Raw genomic sequence first — 16,797 nt, forward strand, 5'->3', positions numbered from 1 at the left:
GACCTGGGGCAATACGCCGCGTTGATCGTGCCTTTACAGTACCTCCAGCGTTTTCTCAGGAGGTTCCCATGCTGACCACTGCCATCTTCCCATCCCGTTACGTGCAGGGCCGCGGCGCGCTCGAGCAACTCGGCTTCGAGTTGTCGCGCTTCGGCAACAAGGCACTGGCGCTGCTCGATCCCTTCGCTGACGATCACCTGGGCGATCTGCTGGAAAACACCTGTGCCGGCCATCTCGATTGTCAGCGGGTGCGTTTTGCCGGTGAGTGCTGCGACGAAGAAATCGCCCGTCTGGTGGCATTGGCTCGGCAGGCCGGGCCCGAGGTGATTCTCGGCATGGGCGGCGGCAAGGCACTGGATACCGCCAAGGCGCTTGCCTACGAACTGCGCCTGCCCGTTGCTGTGGTGCCCACCCTGGCCTCCAGCGACGCCCCCTGCAGCGCACTGTCGGTGATCTACACCGCCGAGGGGGCCTTCAAACGGTATCTGGTGCTGCCGCGCAACCCCGATCTGGTGCTGGTCGACAGCCAGGTGATCGCCCAGGCACCGGCGCGCTTTCTGGTTTCCGGTATGGGGGACGCTCTGGCCACCTGGTTCGAGGCCGAGGATTGCCGCATCAGCGGCGCCGCGAACATGACCGGTCGGCAGGGCCCGCGTACGGCTCATGCACTGGCCCGGTTCTGCTACGACACGTTGCTGGAGTACGGCCCTCTGGCATTGCAGGCCTGCCGCCAGCAGGTGGTGACGCCTGCTCTGGAACATGTCATCGAGGCCAACACACTGCTTTCCGGTCTGGGCTTCGAAAGTGGCGGCCTCGCCGCAGCTCACGCGATTCACAATGGCTTCACGGTCCTCGAGGGTACCCATGCCTACTGGCATGGCGAGAAGGTCACCTTCGGCGTGCTGAGCATGCTGATGCTGCGTGACAGCGAGCCGAGACTGATCGATGAGGTCTATGGTTTCTGTCTCGCCGTCGGCTTGCCGGTCACGCTCGCCGAGATCGGTCTGCCCGATGTCAGCGATGTCGATCTGCTGCGCGCCGCCGAGCTTGCCTGCGCCGCGGGTGAAAGTATCCACAACGAGCCCTTTGCGGTAGATGCGCAGAGCGTGCTTGCCGCCATGCGTACCGCCGACGCCGAGGGCTGCCGTCGACTTCAGGCGGCTAGATAGCTGCCCGATGGGCGGCGTGGCGAGGGGCGAGGCGGTCGCCTTGGCCGAACAGTTGCTGCCTGAGGCTGCCGCCTTCGTAGGCCTGGCGGTAGCGGCCACGGCGCTGCAGCTCTGGGACCAGCAGATCGACCACCGCGCTGAGGTCTTCATGGGCGACGGCATAGGTCAGGTTGAAACCGTCGATGCCGGTGGCGTCCAGCCATTCCTCCAGCTGATCGGCCACTTCGCCGGGGGAGCCGAGCAGAACAGGCCCGCGACCACCCAGGCAGACGAACTCGGCGGCTTCGGCCACTGTCCATTGGCGGTTCGGATCGCTGCGCGTGAAGGACGCCAGGGCTGTGCGCCCGGCATCGTTTTCCAGGTACTCGATGACCTGGTCGCCGCGCAGGTTCGACAGGTCGATGCCTGTCCAGCCGGATAGAAGCGCCAGCGCGGCCTCGACGTCCACGTAGCGACGATAGTCGGCCAGCTTCGCCTCGGCAGCGGCGCGGCTCGGCGCGACGATGATCAGCGCCTGGGCGTAGATCAATTGCTCCTCCGGCTGCCTGCCTGCGTCCCGCAGGGCCTGGCGCAAGCCCGCTACCAGGCCCTTCAGGACGGTCTGGGTGGGGCCGCTGATGAATACGCACTCGGCATGGCGAGCCGCGAAGGCCTGGCCCCGGGGCGAGGCGCCCGCCTGGAACAGCACCGGTGTGCGTTGCGGGGACGGTTCGCAAAGGTGGATGCCGGGCACCTGGTAGTGCTCGCCATGATGGCCGATCGGGTGCACCTTGCTTGGGTCGATGTAGGAGGTTCCGGCCCCGCTGCGGTTGACCGCATCATCTTGCCAACTGCGCTCCCAGAGTTTGTAGAGCACCTGCAGGTATTCCTCGGCCAGCTCATAGCGCTGGTCATGGCCCAGTTGCCTGCCAAGGCCCAGGTTGCGTGCCGCGCTGTCCAGATAGCCGGTGACGATGTTCCAGCCAACCCGGCCATCGGTAAGGTGATCCAGGGTCGACATGCGCCGGGCGAAGGGATAGGGATGCTCGTAGGTCAGTGAGAACGTCACGCCGAAACCCAGGTGCCGGGTCACGGCGGCCATGGCAGGCACGATCAGCAGCGGATCGTTGACCGGTACCTGCACGCCCCCGCGCACCGCTGCATCCGGGCTGCCCTGATAGACATCGTAGACACCCAGTACATCGGCGATGAACAGCGCATCGAACAGCCCCCGTTCGAGCAGCTGCGCCAGTTCAAGCCAATAAGGCAGACGGTTGTGGTGCTGGCTGCGATTGAGTGGATGGCGCCACAGGCCGGGTGACTGGTGGCTGGCGGCATTCATGCTGAAGGCGTTGAAGCGGATCGGTTTGCGGGAGGTCATGACGGCTCCACCGTTGTAGGGTACACGGACAGGGTAATGGCAAGTGGCCGCCCCACCCGGTTGGGCGGGAGGCTAGTCGGCTCGGCCAGGCGCATGCTCCTGTCAGGGCAACAGGGACTGCGGATAGACCGCCTCGTCGACGCGCAGGGGATTGGGGATCAGCCCAAGGCCGAGGAAGGTATCTGCCAGTTTTTGCTGCTCCGCGACGATCTCGGGAGTGATCGCCTCGGCGGCATAGTTGCGGCGCTGGGTGGCGAGAAGCAGTACGTCCGGTGCTATTCCCAATTGCGGTGCGAGCAGGTCGGCGACCTGCTGAGGATTCTTGTTGGCCCAGTCACTGACGTGCGCCAATTGCTGGAAGAACGTCTTCACCAGATCGCCGTTGTGGTCGGAGAACTCGGCTGTGGACAGGTAGAAGGTGCGGTTGTTGGTCAGCCCCTGGCCATCGCGCAGGTTGCGCACCGGCAGCTTCTTTTCGGCTGCAGCGAGGAATGGATCCCACAGCGTGACGGCTTGCACGGAACCCGATTGCAGCGCGGCGATGGCGTCCGCGGCGTTGTTGACGTATGCCGCCGTGATATCGGTATAGCTCAGGCCGGCCTCCTGCAGAGCCAGGGCCAGCAGGTACTGGGCATTCCAGCCGCGGCCGGTGGCTACCCGCTTGCCCTTGAGGTCGGCAATGTTCTGTATGCCGCCCTCATTGTGCACCAGAATGCCGATGCCTTTGGGGTAGGGTTGCTCTGCTGCCAGGTAGACCACCGGTTTACCGGCAGCCTGGGCGAATACCGAGGGCGCATCGGCAGCGTGCCCCAGATCGATGGCGCCGGTACTCAGCGCTTCCAGCAATTGCGGGCCGGCGGCGAACTCGTGCCAGCTGACCTTGACGCCCCGGGTTTCGAGCGCCTTCTCCAGTGCGCCGCTTCCCTTGAGAATATTCACGCTGTTGAACTTCTGATAACCGATTCGCAGCGTCTTGGCGCTCTCGGCGTGCGCTGCTTGCCAAGGTAGCAAGACAGCGCTGGCAGCCGCCAGGAGGCCCAGGGTAAAGGCGCGACGGCTGGGGAAACGGAAAGGACGGGCCATGCTGAACTCCGAAATCGAACCTGATGTGGATGGCCCTCAATATAGAACCGGACGGAACTAGCGAGCACGCGTAATCTTCTTTTTGGGTATAACTTTTTCTTTTCAGTACCTCATCAAGGAATATAAAGAGCAGGTTTGGCGTGGCCAAAAGCCGCAGCTGAGCACCTGCGCCGTGTCTTTTAGGTCGCGCTTTGCGACAATGGCGGGTCTGCCGTCCCTGGAATCCTGTGCCATGACTGCCCTGAAGAACGACCGTTTCCTGCGTGCTCTGCTCAAGCAACCCGTCGATGTCACCCCGGTGTGGATGATGCGCCAGGCGGGCCGCTATCTGCCGGAGTACCGGGCCAGCCGGGCCAAGGCCGGGGATTTCATGAGCCTCATGATGAACCCCGAGTTCGCCTGCGAAGTCACCCTGCAGCCGCTTGATCGTTACCCTCAGCTGGATGCCGCCATCCTCTTCTCCGACATCCTCACCATCCCCCACGCCATGGGCCAGGGGCTGTACTTCGAGACGGGTGAAGGGCCGCGCTTCAAGAAGGTCATCAGCAGCGCTGCGGATGTCGACGCGCTGCCGATCCCTGATCCGCAGAAGGATCTGGGCTATGTGATGGATGCAGTGCGCACCATCAAGTCGGCGCTGGGCGGCCGTGTTCCGCTGATCGGCTTTTCCGGCAGCCCGTGGACGCTGGCGACCTACATGGTCGAGGGCGGCTCGTCGAAGGACTTCCGCAAGATCAAGGCGATGCTTTACGACCAGCCCGAGGCCATGCACGCACTGCTCGACAAGCTGGCGCAATCGGTCACCGCCTACCTCAATGGGCAGATCCTCGCCGGTGCCCAGGCGGTGCAGATCTTCGACACCTGGGGTGGCAACCTGTCGTCAGCGGCCTACCAGACGTTCTCCCTGGCTTACATGCAAAAGATCGTCGACGGTCTGATCCGTGAGCATGACGGGCGCAGGATCCCGGTGATCCTGTTCACCAAGAATGGCGGGCTGTGGCTGGAATCGATGTCAGCCACTGGCGCCGATGCGCTGGGGCTGGACTGGAGCTGCGACATTGGCGAGGCGCGCCGCCGAGTCGGTTCTCAAGTGGCCTTGCAGGGCAACATGGACCCTACCGTGCTGTATGCCAAACCGGCGGCAATTCGCGCCGAGGTCGCGCGCATTCTCGCCAGCTATGGCACCGGCAGCGGTCACGTCTTCAACCTGGGGCATGGGATTACCCCGGAAGTCGACCCTGCTCATGCAGGGGCCTTCCTCGAAGCGGTGCATGAGCTGTCTGCCGACTATCACCGCTGATCGGCATCACTGCGCCTGGCGCCCACCGCGCGGTTGGCGCAGGCGTACATCGACCAGGGTGTCGTCTTCGCCATGCTCGAATCTGGCGCCTCCTGGGGTGGGCTTGCCCTTCAGGAGTGACGGATTGCCGGAAAAACCCACAGGCTCGAGAGGGATGCCTCGCGGGCTGAGGTCGAGACGCCCGTTGCCGTTGCTGTCCTGAAACAGTTGCAGGGCGTATTGCCCGGGCGGTACGTCTTTGACGATCAGTTGCTCGCCTTCACCCTGCAGCTCGCGCAGCATCGGCTCCCAGTCTTTCTGCTCGGCAGCCACTAGTGCCAGATACAGGCTGGCGGCACTCCCGTTGCCCTCCACGCGTATCAGCAGATCTCCCGCCTGCGCCGACGAACAGACGAACAGGAGAACCACTGCGCAGACCGTGCAGCGTTTGGTTACGATTTGAAGAATTCTCTGTGGCATAATCCGCCCATTTTGCAGGGATTCGCTTTAAATGCGTCAGGTTCTAGTCGTTCACTTCTCACAGACTGGCCAATTGAACCGCCTGGTGCAATCGGTCTGTGCGCCGTTGCAGGTGAGTGAAGGCATTCAGGTGGATTTCCTGGCGCTGCAACCGGCCAAGTCGTTTCCCTTCCCGTGGCCCTTCCTTGGTTTTTTCCGGATATTCCCGGAAACCGTGTTGATGAAGCCGCAGCCTTTGTTGCCGCTGACGGTCGATCCCGACAAACGCTACGACCTGATCATTCTCGCCTACCAGGTGTGGTTCCTGTCACCCTCGTTGCCCTTCACCAGTTTCCTCGCGTCGCCTGAGGCCGCTCGGCTGCTCAAGGATACGCCGGTGATGACCCTGATCGGTTGTCGCAACATGTGGTTGATGGCCCAGGAAAAGGTCAAGGCCCGTCTGCAGGCGCTGGGCGCGAAGCTGGTCGACAACGCCGTGCTGACCGACGCCTGCGGCACGGCAGCGAGTTTTCTGGCCACGCCGCTGTGGATGTTCACCGGCCGGCAGAAGCCCTACAGCTGGGTGCCGCGCGCCGGTATCGACGAGAATGAGATGGGCGCCGCCAGCCGTTTCGGTGATGCCATGGCACGGCGCCTGCTCGCTGACCAGCAGCCGATCGAGCAGCCGATGCTGGGCGGTCTCGGTGCCGTCAAGGTGGATGAAAAGCTGATCGCCAGCGAGAAGGTCGGCAATCGCAGTTTCACGCTGTGGAGCCGACTGCTTGCCGCTCTCGGCCCTCAGCAGAGCAGGCGGCGTGGCGCCGGGCTGGTGGTCTACATCGTTTTCCTGATCTGCCTGATTCTGACCGTGGTGCCGATCAGTGCCCTGTTGAAAAAGTTGTTGGCCCCGCTGTTCAAGGCGCGAATCCAGCGTGAAAAGGCCTACTTCGCCGGCCCGTCCGGCGAATAAACTGGTCCGAGGTAATCCCGTGGTATCTCCTGTATTCATCAATCGCGTCAGTGCAAGCCTGCCCTTTGATCCGGTCGACAACGAGCAGATGGAAGCTCGCCTCGGCATGGTCGGCGGCAAGCCGTCGCGCGCCCGCAAGCTGGTCCTGCGCCGTAACGGCATTCAGCAGCGCCACTACGTCATCGACCCGCTCACCGGCGAGCCAGGCATGAGCAACGCGCAGCTTAGCGCTGCGGCGATCCGTGGCCTGGTCGGCGAGGGGTTCGCGCTGGAAGGTCTGGATTGTCTGGTCGCCAGCACCTCTTCGCCCGACCAGGTGATGCCAGGCCATGCGGTGATGGTGCATGGCGAGCTGGGCAACCCGCCTTGCGAAGTCGCCACCACGGCAGGTATCTGCCTGTGCGGTATGACCGCGCTGAAATACGCCTGGATGAGCGTCGCCAGCGGTGAAAGCCGCAACGCCGTGGCCTGCGGCTCCGAAGTGGCGTCGACCCTGATGCAGGCGCGCAACTTCAATGCCGAATACGAGAGCCGCATCGAGGAGCTGGAGAGTCATCCGGAGATCGCCTTCGAGAAGGATTTCCTGCGCTGGATGCTTTCCGACGGTGCCGGCGCCGTGCTGCTGCAGAATCATCCCAACGCCAGCGGGTTGAGTCTGCGTGTCGACTGGCTGGATATTCTCTCGTTCGCCGATCAGATGCCGGCTTGCATGTACGCCGGTGCCGATATGGAGGATGGCAGCCTGCGTGGCTGGAGCCGCTACGACGCCGATGAGCGCGCCCGCAAATCGGTGATGGCGATCAAGCAGGACGTCAAACTGCTCAACGAGAATATCGTCAAGTACACCGTGGAAGAGGCATTGCGGCGCATCATGGCACGCCGTGAACTGCGCGTGGCGGATATCGACTGGTTCCTGCCGCACTATTCCTCGGAATTCTTTCGCGACCGTTTGGCCGAGGGCCTGGCCAATGTCGACCTACCGATTCCGATGGATCGCTGGTTCACCAACCTGACCCGCAAGGGCAATACCGGGGCGGCGTCGATCTTCATCATCCTCGAAGAACTGTTCAATGGCGGACAGCTGCGCAGCGGTCAGAAACTGCTGTGCTACGTGCCGGAAAGTGGGCGTTTCTCCAGTGCATTCATGCACCTTACGGTGGTCGGCAATGAAGCTTGATGAAGTCCCCCAGGACCCCGATTCTGCATACGGCGGACACAGCAAGTTGCTGTATGCCGTGGATGAAAAAGGACATTACCAGGGGGCACAAAGTGCCGGTTGGGAGCCAGAGTCCTACTCCACCCAGCTGGCTGTCGCCGAGCTGGAGGCGCAGGAGGCCGAAGCCCATGCTGCCTGGCAGCGCGGTGAGCTGTCGCCGTTGAAGTGCCTGATGTATCGCTATCGCATGGACGAGCCGGCGCTGGCGCAGATCGCCGGGCTCTGGCAGTGGCGCGTGCGCCGGCATTTTCGACCCGAGATCTACCGACGCCTGAGCGATTCGCTGTTGGCTCGCTATGCCGAGGCCTTTGGCCTGTCCGTCGACGAATTGCGTCGCTACCAGAAGGAACTGCCATGAGCGCGTTCGAGCACCGTCAGAGCGCCCACTGCGAAAGCGGCGTCATGGCCAGTCTGCTGACCCATGCCGGCCTGCCGATGAGCGAGCCGATGGCGTTCGGCCTGGCATCGGGCCTGGCATTCGCCTACCTGCCGATCGTCAAGCTGGGCGGCATGCCGCTGATTGCCTATCGGATGCCGCCCCGCCACCTGATCAAGACGCTGAGCAAGCGTCTGGGCGTGCGCCTGACCAGCCGTACCTTCGCCAATCCCGAGCAGGGCCGCGTCGCTCTGGATGCCGCTCTCGACAGTGGTCGCCTGGCCGGGCTGCAGAGTTCGGTGTTCTGGTTGCCGTACTTTCCGCCGGAGATGCGCTTTCACTTCAATGCCCACAACCTGCTGGCCTATGGTCGTGAGGGCAACGAGTACCTGCTCAGCGATCCAGTCTTCGAAGCGCCGGTGCGCTGTGCTGCCGAGGATTTGCAGAAAGCGCGCTTCGCCAAGGGTGCCCTGGCGGCGAAGGGCTTGATGTATTACCTGGACGACGTATCCCCCGATCAGGATTGGGAGCGGCTGATTCGCAAGAGCGTGCTGTCGACCTCACGCATCCTCGATGGCATGCCGCTGCCGTGGATCGGCATTCGCGGTATTCAGCACCTGGCCAAGCGCGTCGAGGTGCTCGACCCGGGGCAGGCCAAGTACAACCGCCTGTACCTCACCCATATCGTGCGCATGCAAGAGGAGATCGGTACCGGTGGTGCGGGCTTCCGCTTCATGTACGCGAGCTTCTTGCAGGAGGCCGGTGAGAGGATCGGTGATACCACGTTGCAGGAAGCCTCGACACGCATGACCGCCGTAGGCGATGACTGGCGCCAGTTCGCCTCGGCATGCGTGCGGGCCAGCCGCAGCAAGGGCGAAACACCGGATTTCAGGCCGATCGCCGATAGGCTGCGCGGCATCGCCAGTCAGGAACGCGTGCTGATGAAAGAGCTGGGCGCCTGGGCCAAGCGCAAGGGGTAAGCGAGGGCTGCAGAAAGGCGATAGCGGTCATCGGCGCAGTAGTGTGGGAGCGGGCCATGCCCGCGATTTTTCGCGCGCATGGCGCGCTCCCACAGTGAGCAGCCACTGTTTTATAGCGGCAACCGCAGCACGTCGATCCCGGCCGTCAGCTCGGCAAAATCTGCTGCCTGGCTCGGGCCGGCGATTAGTACCGCCTGGGCTTCGAACTCACCGTCTTCATCGATCACCACCAGCAACGCCTGGCTGATCAGGCCGTCTGCCAGATCCAGCCCGGCCAGGGCCTGCAGCTGCTTCCAGGCACGCGGGCCTGCGCCGATGAACAGGTTCGGCCCCTCCAGCCCCAGCTGCGCGGCGACGTGAAAGCCCGCTGCGTTGCTTACGCTGTTGACGAATTCGAAGGGCTTGGGCTGCAACTGATTCACGCATACCGCGTCGAGCAGCGAGCCCATGGTTCCCCTGGCCGGATGACGAGAGGCCAGATACAGCCCGCAATCACGGCGTACCTTCGCCTTGAGTGGCGCGCTGCACAGCAGTGCCTGGAGGATCAGCCGATCGATTCGTCGAGGCGGGCTGGCCAGCCACTGACTCAGAGTGGCCTTCAGGTCCTTGTCGGAAGCGCTGGCGTCACCGCGGACGCTGCAGGCGGCCATGACCGTGCTCATGGTGTTTCTCCCGTGCCACGCTGCAGCACCAGGCTGGCGTTGTTGCCGCCGAAGCCGAAGAAATTGGCCAGCAGCAGGCTGTCATCGGCGATCGCCAGGGGGGCTGCCGCCAGGGGCAGCAGCGCTTCGTCGGCGTAATCGCAGCCTGGCAGGTGCGCGAGGTTCTGCACCAGCAGCAGGGTTTCAGCCAGGCCACAGGCGCCCAGGGTATGGCCGAGCCACGGTTTGAGCACGCACAGCGGCGGCAGCGCGTCGCCGAACAGCAGGCGCACGCCGTTGCTCTCGGCGCGGTCATTGGCGCCGGTGGCTGTACCGTGGAGTTTCACCAGACCGATTTGCTCGACGCTGCTGCCCGCGCTACGCAGGGCTTCGCGCATTACCCAGTCGATGTGGCTGCCGTCTTCCCGCGTGGTGGTCAGGTTGCTGGTGTCGCAGGCGCTGAAACCACCAAGCAGTCTGGCCAGCGGTGCCGGGCCTGGCTCCAGTCCCAGCAGCGTTGCCGCGTAGGCCTCGCCGAGAATCAAGCCGTCGCGCTGAGGGTGGAAGGGGCGATAGCGGCCGCTGGGCGAGACCAGATCCAATGCGCCGAAGCCTTGCTGCGCTATGGCACTGGGGGTTTCGAAAGCCAGCACCAGGGCGCGGCGATAAAGCTTCGCACCGAGCAGTCGGGCACCGTACAGCAGCCCGTTGGCGGCGCTGGTGCAGGCGGTATTGAGGGTGTAGGCATCGGCGAAGCCCCAGCGCTCGCGCAATTGCTCGGCGATCAGGTCGAGAGAGGTCGAGTGATCGTGATGAAAGCCAGCCTGCCGCTTCGTACGTTCTTCCAGTTCGTCGATATCCAGGCTGGTGCTGGCGACGATCAGCAGGCAATCGTCCAACTGGCCGACATCTGTGCCAAGTGTCTCGCGGATCAGGCGGTCGACATGCTGATGCCGACTTTCGCCCGCGGGCAGGCCGAGGTGGGCGCGCGGCTGCAGCAGTTCATGCAGCACGAAGTTGCCCGCTTCGGGCAGTACGCCGCGTTGCAAGGCCTCACCGGCGGCGTGCAGATCTGCGCCAAGCGCACTGTGCAGGGCACCTCGTTGGAGGTAGACGGGCGTCACTGCTTCTGCCTGATGAAGGCCGCGATGCTGGAGATGCTATTGAGGATGCGCCGCCCGTCCTTGGCGCCTTCGATACGCACCCCGTAGTGCTGCTGAAGGGCCAGCGAGACCTGCAGCGCGTCCAGGCTGTCCATCTGAATGCGGCTCTGCTGACCGAACAGCGGCTCGTCATCCTCGATGCTCTGCCAATCGATGTCGTCTTCCTTGTCGCACTCGCGAATCAGCAATTGCTTGAGCTTTTCTTCTAGTAATGTGTGGTCCATTGCGTTTGCTGTACTCGTTTGTGGAACAGGAACAAGCCACTGGCACCGGCCAGCGCTGCGAACAGCAGCAGGCGCACGCACCAGGGGGCTACGTCGTTCAGTGAGCCGTGGCCCACCAGCAGGGTGAGGAAGGCGTCGAGCGCCCAGCTCATTGGAGAAACTTCCGCCAGTTGGCGCATGGCCTCCGGCATCACGCTCTTGGGTACCATGATGCCGCCGATGGCTGCGAGGATGATATTGATCCCGCCGCCAAGCAATAGGGCTTGTTCACTACTTCGTGCCAGTGCAGCCAGCAGCAGGCCCAAGCTGCTGGTAGCCAGTGCGATGCTCGCTGCCAGCAGGGCGTAAGCGGCCAGGCTGCCATTGAGTTCCAACGCCGGCAGGCCGACCAGCGGCAGGCCATGCATGCCGATGCTCAGCAGCAGCGCGAACTGCAACAGGTTGATGGCCAGGTAGGGCAGCATCTTGCTCAGTGCCAGGGTGCCGAGCCCCAGGCCCAGGCAGCGGAAGCGCAGCAGCGCGCCACTCTGCTGTTCGCGCTGAAAGCTGCCGGCCATTGGCAGCACCACGAAGAACATGCCGAAAATCAGCCATGCCGGGACGCTCATCTGCGTGGCGTTGGCCTGGTTGCTCAGGTCGCCGCTGGCCAGGCGCTCCTGCTCGTCGATCTGGCTCTCGGTACGTTGCTGAATCAGCTCGAGTTGTTCGCCGGGGCTGAGGCCCTGATCCAGCGCACCGCTGTCCTGCAGATAGGCGAGCAGTCGGGTCTGGGCCAGGGCGATGGTGACCGCGCCATGTAGGCGCTGGCGCGAAAGTCGGTCGAATTGCGCGGGAAAGCTCAGGGTAGGGCCCTGGTGGGGGGTATCCAGTAGCCTGTCGTCGAAGTCGGCGGCCAGGCTGATGCGCGTCATTTCGGGCGGCCCACTGGCCAGCAACTGGCTGTCAGGCAGTTGCGCCTGCAGCGCACTGTGGAAAAAACGGCTGGAGTCGCTCTGCTGCGGTGTTTCGATCACCAGTTGCAGGGGCGGCAGGCGATCCTGCAGGTAGCTGGACATGGCTCCGGCCATGATCACCAGAAACAGCGTCGGCATGATGAACAGCACGGCCAGAGCGTGAGGGTCACGCAGCAGCAGAAGGATTTCCTTGCGAACCAGAGCACGTAGCCTCATAGCCTGCCTCCATTGAGGCGCAGGTAGAGCTGCTCCAGTGATGGGCGGCCAAAGCGCAGCAGGCTCGGTGCATGTTGCTGTTCGCTGATGAAGCGGGTAATCGTCAGCAATTGCTCCACGTCCAGCGAGGCGATGCGCACGCCATTGGTTCGTTGTTCGACACTCAGGCCCAGGCTGTCGAGCAGTGGTAGCAGGGCATCAGGTTGGCGCTCGGGCCACTCCAGAAACAGGCCTGGCTGATCGCCGAGCAACTGCTGCTTGTCGATGTCCAGCTGCACGCGACCTTCGTGAAGCAGCAGGATGCGATCCGCTACTCGCTCCACTTCGTCCAGATAATGACTGGTGTAAATCACCGCCTTGCCCTCGGCGGTCAGTGTCTGGACGGCTTCGAGGAGCATCTGCCGGCTGGCAGCGTCGACGCCGACGGTGGCTTCGTCGAACAGATACAGCTCCGCCGGTTGCAACAGGCCGATGGCGAAATTCAGGCGTCGCTGCTCACCGCCAGAAAGCCGTTCTGCACGGCGATCGAGCTTGTCTTCCAGAGCCGTACTGGCGATGCAGTGAGCGAGGCGCTGATGACGCTCCGGACCGCGCAGCTCGTAGAGATCGGCGAACAATGCGAGGTTTTCCCTGACCTTCAGCCCGGCATAGAACGCCAGTTGCTGGGGCACCAGGCCAAGGCGCCGTTCGCCTTGCCAGACGATCTCTCCGCCGAGCGGCTGCAGCACGCCGCTGAGCAGTGACAACAGGGTCGTCTTGCCTGCGCCGTTGCTGCCGAGCAGCCCCAGGCATTGCCCCGCCTGCAGGTGCAGGTCGATACCTTGCAGCGCCGGCTGTTGAGCTTCGGGGTAGCGATAACCGAGGTTCTTCAGCTCAAGCACGGACGAGCACCAGGAGAAGTTTGCCATCGAGCAGCAGGCGGCCCTCGCTGTGCACGCTGAAGCCATACAGCGCGCCCAACGGGCTGATGGTCTCCTGGGCCGCGTCGACCAGCAGGTCGCCGCTGCGCTGCACGGGGTGGTGGTGTAACTGCAGTTGCGAGAGCTTGCCGACCAGAGCCATTTTTATGGCGCTGTCGTTGCCGTATAAGGCACCATGCGCTGCACACAGTTGAGCAGCGGCTTCGAACAGCAGGCAGGGTGAGGCGTTCTTGCCCAGGCTGTCGAGGTGGTGCCAGCCGCTCAGACCGCGGATGGTGCGGGCGTCATGTTCGACTAGCGCGTCCAGCCAGAGCGCCTTGCCCTGGTGCGGCAGCAGTGTATGCAGTTGGGTGCGATCCATGGCGAGCGTCTGGGCGTGCGAGCGCGGCAGTGTAACAGAGGGTGATTAGGGAGGAGTGTGGTGGAGGTCTGGCAATTACTGGTTTTCGTGGGGCTGAGTATCGTTCTGACGGGTATTTCCTGGCGGTCGCTGGGTAACCCGCGTAGCCATGGGTTCTACCGTTTCATCGCCTGGGAACTGATGGCAGTGGCACTGGTGCTCAATGCGCCGTTCTGGTTCGAGGACCGCGATGCGACGCATCAGCGGGTTTCCTGGGTACTGCTGACGGCTTCACTGCTGGTGCTGTTCGCCGGCGTGTACCAGATGCGCCGTTTCGGGCGTGCCGATGAGCAGCGTCAGGATGACGAGCTGTTCGCCTTCGAACGCACCTCGAAACTGGTCACCAGCGGCATCTTCCGCTACATCCGTCATCCGATGTACTGCTCGCTGCTGCTGCTTGCCTGGGGCATCGCCTGGAAGCAGCCGACGGCGGTGACGCTGATACTGGCATTGCTGTCGAGTGTGGCGCTGTGGCTCGCCGCCAGGTGCGAGGAACGTGAGTGCCAGGCCTACTTCGGCGATGCCTATCGCGACTACATGGCGCGCAGTCGGATGTTCGTGCCGTTCATTTTCTGAGCCCTGCGTTCAGTGAGTTATTGGCTGACTCTCAAGCATGAGTTGGCGATAAGCTCGCTGGTAAGCCTCGTAGTCAAGGTTCTGCTGCTGCAGTTCGCGCAGTCGTTCATCCAGACTGGTGGTGCTCGCGGCAGGGGTTTTCGCCGACGCGCTCGGCGCAGGCTCGGTAATCAACTTGGCATCACTCAGTAGCTCATCGATAACCGGGTCCATCTTGCTTTGCGTGCCTTGCCATTTCATCAAGGAGAGGCCGCCTTTGCCGCGCAGGTGATAGTTGGCTTTTGCCAGTGTCTGGCGCCGCGGGCCGAGGATGGTCAGCTCTGCACTCGACAGGTAAGGCGCCATATCCCAAGAGCGTCGTGCAGTGTAGGTCACCACGTAAGGGCATTGAGCCCAGGGTATCTGCGAATACAGCTGGGTAGAGATACCGTGGCGAGCGAAGCCTTGCTGTAGCACTGGTACGAAGTCGCTGACTTTGACCTTGAGGTTTTCCTCGATACACATCGTGCTCGGCGCACTCTGCAGCGGTGTCACACGCACTGCGGTGCACGCACTCAGGGCTATTCCCAGTGCAGCCAGCGATAGAGCGGCTAAGGCGTTGGGCATGATCAACCTCTTCCTTGATATGAAAAAGCCGCCCGCAGGCGGCTTGGTTTTCTGAAACCGGGCAGCCTTACTTGACGCGAGCGTACTTGGCCTTCAATGCGACGCCAGCCATGATGGCGCCGGCGTGGCATTCGTATTTGCTGTTGTCGCGGTATTCCTTGTTCTTGTAGTTGCTGGCCAGGTCGACAACGGCGTTGGCGCCTGCCGCCTTGGCGGAGTTCTGCAGCTTGATCAGCGCCGATTGCAGCGCCCAGCTGCAGGCGGCTTCGTCGGTCTTGTTGAAGGCGTTGGTCTTCTGGCTGGTGGTGACGTTGGCGTTGATGATCTTGGCGCCAGCTGGCGTCTTGTTCAGGTAGAACTTCACCGAACCATCGAGGCGGCCAGCCTGGGTGGCTTCGTTGACCACCGACTGGAAGTCCAGGAAGTGGGCGGTGTCACGGGCCTGGCTGACGGCAGGCAGCAGGGCGGCGGTGAGAAGTGCGGCAGCGGTCCAGGTTTTTGCGTTCATGGGTAACTCCTTGAGTGTTTACTGGGGCATGTAAAGGGAAGGACTGCTCAATTCCTGCTGAATGCTGCGATCCAGGTTCTGGATCCACTTGTTGTAGTTACGGTGGATCTTGCCGTCGCGGTAGCCGAGATTGTGACTGTCGCGGTAGCGGATCGAGTAGGTCGACGCGGTATAGGGAATGGTGATTTGCGCCTGGTGGCTGCGGCGGGTGATCGACGCCAGGATCTGCCCCTGGTCTGCGCGTTCCACCGTCCATTGACGGCGCTGCAGCGCGGTCAGCACCGCCCTGCGCATGTCGTCCTGGCCCTTGACCGCGGCCGGCGGGGCGCTGTTTTCGATGTTCACCACCGGCTTCGAGGTGCAGGCGGTGATGCCCAGGAGCAGAAGGGCGAGCAGAGCAATGCGGTTGAAACGAGACATCATCCATGTTCCTTGTCAGTGAAGAAGTTACGGTCTTTCAGTGCCAGCGGCGGAAGATCAGCGACGTATTGACACCGCCAAAGGCGAAATTGTTGTTCATCACGTACTCATTGTGCATCTCGCGGAATTCGCCGCGCAGATAATCCAGCTCGCCACACGCCGGATCGATCTGGTCCAGGTTGAGCGTATGCACATAGCTGTCGCTGTTGAGCATTTCGATGCTGAACCAGGATTCCAGAGCGCCGCAGGCGCCCAGGGTGTGGCCGAGGTAACTCTTCTGCGAGCTGATCGGCATGCGTGCGCCGAACAATTCGCTGGTGGCCTGGGTTTCCGCCACGTCACCTTGCTCGGTGGCGGTGCCATGGCCGTTGATGTAGCCAATGGCATCCGCCGCCAGCGCGGCGTCTTCCAGGGCCAGTTCCATGGCGCGGCGCATGGTGGCCTGCACGGGTTTGGTGGCGTGCTGGCCATCGGCGTTGCAGCCGAAGCCGACGATCTCGGCGTGGATGGTGGCACCGCGTGCCAGCGCATGCTCGAGCTCTTCGAGCACCAGCATGCCGGCGCCTTCTCCGATCACCAGGCCGTCGCGGCCGCTGTCATAGGGGCGCGGGCTGGTGTGTGGGGCATCGTTCTTCAGGCTGGTGGCGTACAGCGCATCGAAAACCATGGCTTCGGTCGGGCACAGCTCCTCGGCACCGCCAGCGAGCATCAGTGGCAGGCGGCCGAACTTGATTGCCTCGTAGGCATAGCCGATGCCCTGGCTGCCGCTGGTGCAGGCGCTGGAGGTCGGAATCAGCCGGCCAGTGAGGCCGAAGAAGATGCTGATATTGGCCGCCGTGGTGTGCGGCATCATGCGGATGTAGGAGTTGGCGTTGAGGCCGTCGGCCACCGAGTTGATCAGCATGTTACCGAAGGCCCTGACCTCATCGGTGCTGCCGGTGGACGAGCCGCAGGCCACGCCCATACGGCCGTCCTTGATACGCGCATCGCCAAGCAGCCCGGCATGTTCCAGCGCGCGCTCGGCGGCATAGACGGACAGCTTCGACACGCGGCCCATGCTGCGCAGTTGTTTGCGGGTCCAGTGGCCGGGTACGACGAAATCGTCCACCGGGCCGCCCAGGCGGGTATTCATCTCGATGAAACGGTCCCACTCGTGCATGACACGAATGCCATTGCGATTGGCGCGGAAGTTCGCCGAGATGCTGTCCCAGCTATCGCCCAGGGAGGTAATGCCGGCCATGCCGGTAACGACTACGCGCTTCATCGTGCCACTTCGCT

The 16,797-nt window shown here is 63.1% G+C and carries 20 protein-coding genes; 7 read left to right on the top strand and 13 right to left on the bottom strand.

Annotation, left to right across the window (positions count from 1 at the left end; genetic code table 11):
• Positions 1–68: 68 nt before the first annotated feature.
• Positions 69–1,169, top strand: coding sequence for a glycerol dehydrogenase (locus ACT9T4_RS03130; RefSeq protein WP_179539698.1), 1,101 nt, complete (start codon positions 69–71; stop codon positions 1,167–1,169).
• Here the strand turns inward: ACT9T4_RS03130 and ACT9T4_RS03135 are convergent.
• A complete protein-coding gene (locus ACT9T4_RS03135) occupies positions 1,162–2,529 on the bottom strand; it encodes an LLM class flavin-dependent oxidoreductase (protein WP_499115459.1) in 1,368 nt (455 codons plus the stop codon). The genes ACT9T4_RS03130 and ACT9T4_RS03135 overlap by 8 nt on opposite strands.
• Positions 2,530–2,631: 102 nt before the next feature.
• On the bottom strand, positions 2,632–3,612 hold the full coding sequence (locus ACT9T4_RS03140; RefSeq protein WP_499115461.1) for an aliphatic sulfonate ABC transporter substrate-binding protein: 981 nt from the start codon (positions 3,610–3,612) through the stop codon (positions 2,632–2,634).
• A 232-nt stretch (positions 3,613–3,844) separates the two neighbouring features.
• On the opposite strand from ACT9T4_RS03140, the gene hemE reads away from it, so the two are divergent.
• The gene (hemE, locus tag ACT9T4_RS03145) at positions 3,845–4,912 is read left to right on the top strand and encodes a uroporphyrinogen decarboxylase (protein ID WP_499115463.1); all 1,068 of its coding nucleotides are present in this window, start codon (positions 3,845–3,847) and stop codon (positions 4,910–4,912) included.
• A 6-nt stretch (positions 4,913–4,918) separates the two neighbouring features.
• Here hemE and ACT9T4_RS03150 read toward each other — a convergent pair whose 3' ends face one another.
• Positions 4,919–5,320 carry a DUF2141 domain-containing protein gene (locus ACT9T4_RS03150; protein WP_264650096.1) on the bottom strand — a complete coding sequence of 134 codons (402 nt, stop codon included), beginning with the start codon at positions 5,318–5,320 and terminating at the stop codon, positions 4,919–4,921.
• 82 nt (positions 5,321–5,402) lie between these two features.
• Here ACT9T4_RS03150 and ACT9T4_RS03155 point away from each other — a divergent pair, with 82 nt between their 5' ends.
• Genes ACT9T4_RS03155 through darH form a run of 4 tightly spaced genes read left to right on the top strand, consistent with a single transcriptional unit; the run spans position 5,403 to position 8,892 of the window.
• Positions 5,403–6,320 (top strand): dialkylresorcinol condensing enzyme, encoded by a 918-nt coding sequence (locus tag ACT9T4_RS03155; protein WP_499115465.1) that lies wholly within the window; start codon positions 5,403–5,405, stop codon positions 6,318–6,320.
• A 19-nt stretch (positions 6,321–6,339) separates the two neighbouring features.
• The gene (locus ACT9T4_RS03160; RefSeq protein ID WP_042552257.1) at positions 6,340–7,497 is read left to right on the top strand and encodes a beta-ketoacyl-ACP synthase III; all 1,158 of its coding nucleotides are present in this window, start codon (positions 6,340–6,342) and stop codon (positions 7,495–7,497) included.
• Positions 7,487–7,894, top strand: a complete 408-nt coding sequence (locus ACT9T4_RS03165) for a DarG family dialkylresorcinol biosynthesis protein (protein ID WP_499115467.1) — start codon at positions 7,487–7,489, stop codon at positions 7,892–7,894. The genes ACT9T4_RS03160 and ACT9T4_RS03165 overlap by 11 nt, the downstream gene beginning before the upstream one ends.
• Positions 7,891–8,892, top strand: coding sequence for a BtrH-related acyltransferase DarH (gene darH, locus ACT9T4_RS03170; RefSeq protein WP_179539705.1), 1,002 nt, complete (start codon positions 7,891–7,893; stop codon positions 8,890–8,892). Before ACT9T4_RS03165 ends, darH begins: the two co-directional genes overlap by 4 nt.
• 110 nt (positions 8,893–9,002) lie before the next feature.
• Here darH and ACT9T4_RS03175 read toward each other — a convergent pair whose 3' ends face one another.
• Genes ACT9T4_RS03175 through ACT9T4_RS03200 form a run of 6 tightly spaced genes read right to left on the bottom strand, consistent with a single transcriptional unit; the run spans position 9,003 to position 13,370 of the window.
• A complete protein-coding gene (locus ACT9T4_RS03175) occupies positions 9,003–9,554 on the bottom strand; it encodes a hypothetical protein (protein WP_499115469.1) in 552 nt (183 codons plus the stop codon).
• Entirely contained in the window at positions 9,551–10,657 is a 1,107-nt protein-coding gene (locus ACT9T4_RS03180) for a beta-ketoacyl synthase N-terminal-like domain-containing protein (protein ID WP_499115470.1), read from the bottom strand. Before ACT9T4_RS03180 ends, ACT9T4_RS03175 begins: the two co-directional genes overlap by 4 nt.
• The gene (locus ACT9T4_RS03185) at positions 10,654–10,920 is read right to left on the bottom strand and encodes an acyl carrier protein (protein ID WP_042552262.1); all 267 of its coding nucleotides are present in this window, start codon (positions 10,918–10,920) and stop codon (positions 10,654–10,656) included. Before ACT9T4_RS03185 ends, ACT9T4_RS03180 begins: the two co-directional genes overlap by 4 nt.
• Positions 10,902–12,089, bottom strand: coding sequence for an ABC transporter permease (locus ACT9T4_RS03190; protein WP_499115473.1), 1,188 nt, complete (start codon positions 12,087–12,089; stop codon positions 10,902–10,904). Before ACT9T4_RS03190 ends, ACT9T4_RS03185 begins: the two co-directional genes overlap by 19 nt.
• A complete protein-coding gene (locus ACT9T4_RS03195) occupies positions 12,086–12,970 on the bottom strand; it encodes an ABC transporter ATP-binding protein (protein WP_042552264.1) in 885 nt (294 codons plus the stop codon). The genes ACT9T4_RS03190 and ACT9T4_RS03195 overlap by 4 nt, the downstream gene beginning before the upstream one ends.
• Positions 12,963–13,370, bottom strand: a complete 408-nt coding sequence (locus ACT9T4_RS03200) for a hotdog family protein (RefSeq protein ID WP_179539710.1) — start codon at positions 13,368–13,370, stop codon at positions 12,963–12,965. The genes ACT9T4_RS03195 and ACT9T4_RS03200 overlap by 8 nt, the downstream gene beginning before the upstream one ends.
• 60 nt (positions 13,371–13,430) lie before the next feature.
• On the opposite strand from ACT9T4_RS03200, the gene ACT9T4_RS03205 reads away from it, so the two are divergent.
• Positions 13,431–13,985, top strand: a complete 555-nt coding sequence (locus tag ACT9T4_RS03205; RefSeq protein ID WP_052493748.1) for a methyltransferase family protein — start codon at positions 13,431–13,433, stop codon at positions 13,983–13,985.
• A 9-nt stretch (positions 13,986–13,994) separates the two neighbouring features.
• On the opposite strand, the gene ACT9T4_RS03210 is transcribed toward ACT9T4_RS03205, so the two are convergent.
• From ACT9T4_RS03210 to ACT9T4_RS03225, 4 genes are all read right to left on the bottom strand, one after another.
• A complete protein-coding gene (locus ACT9T4_RS03210) occupies positions 13,995–14,591 on the bottom strand; it encodes an Sbal_3080 family lipoprotein (protein WP_179540151.1) in 597 nt (198 codons plus the stop codon).
• Positions 14,592–14,658: 67 nt separating this feature from the next.
• The gene (locus tag ACT9T4_RS03215; protein WP_042552267.1) at positions 14,659–15,099 is read right to left on the bottom strand and encodes a hypothetical protein; all 441 of its coding nucleotides are present in this window, start codon (positions 15,097–15,099) and stop codon (positions 14,659–14,661) included.
• An 18-nt stretch (positions 15,100–15,117) separates the two neighbouring features.
• A complete protein-coding gene (locus ACT9T4_RS03220) occupies positions 15,118–15,519 on the bottom strand; it encodes a hypothetical protein (RefSeq protein ID WP_179539712.1) in 402 nt (133 codons plus the stop codon).
• A gap of 37 nt (positions 15,520–15,556) precedes the next feature.
• Positions 15,557–16,783: a beta-ketoacyl-ACP synthase gene (locus tag ACT9T4_RS03225; RefSeq protein WP_042552269.1), complete on the bottom strand. Its 1,227-nt coding sequence runs from the start codon at positions 16,781–16,783 to the stop codon at positions 15,557–15,559.
• Positions 16,784–16,797: the final 14 nt, after the last annotated feature.

Source organism: Pseudomonas sp. SZ40 (genome assembly GCF_052958135.1).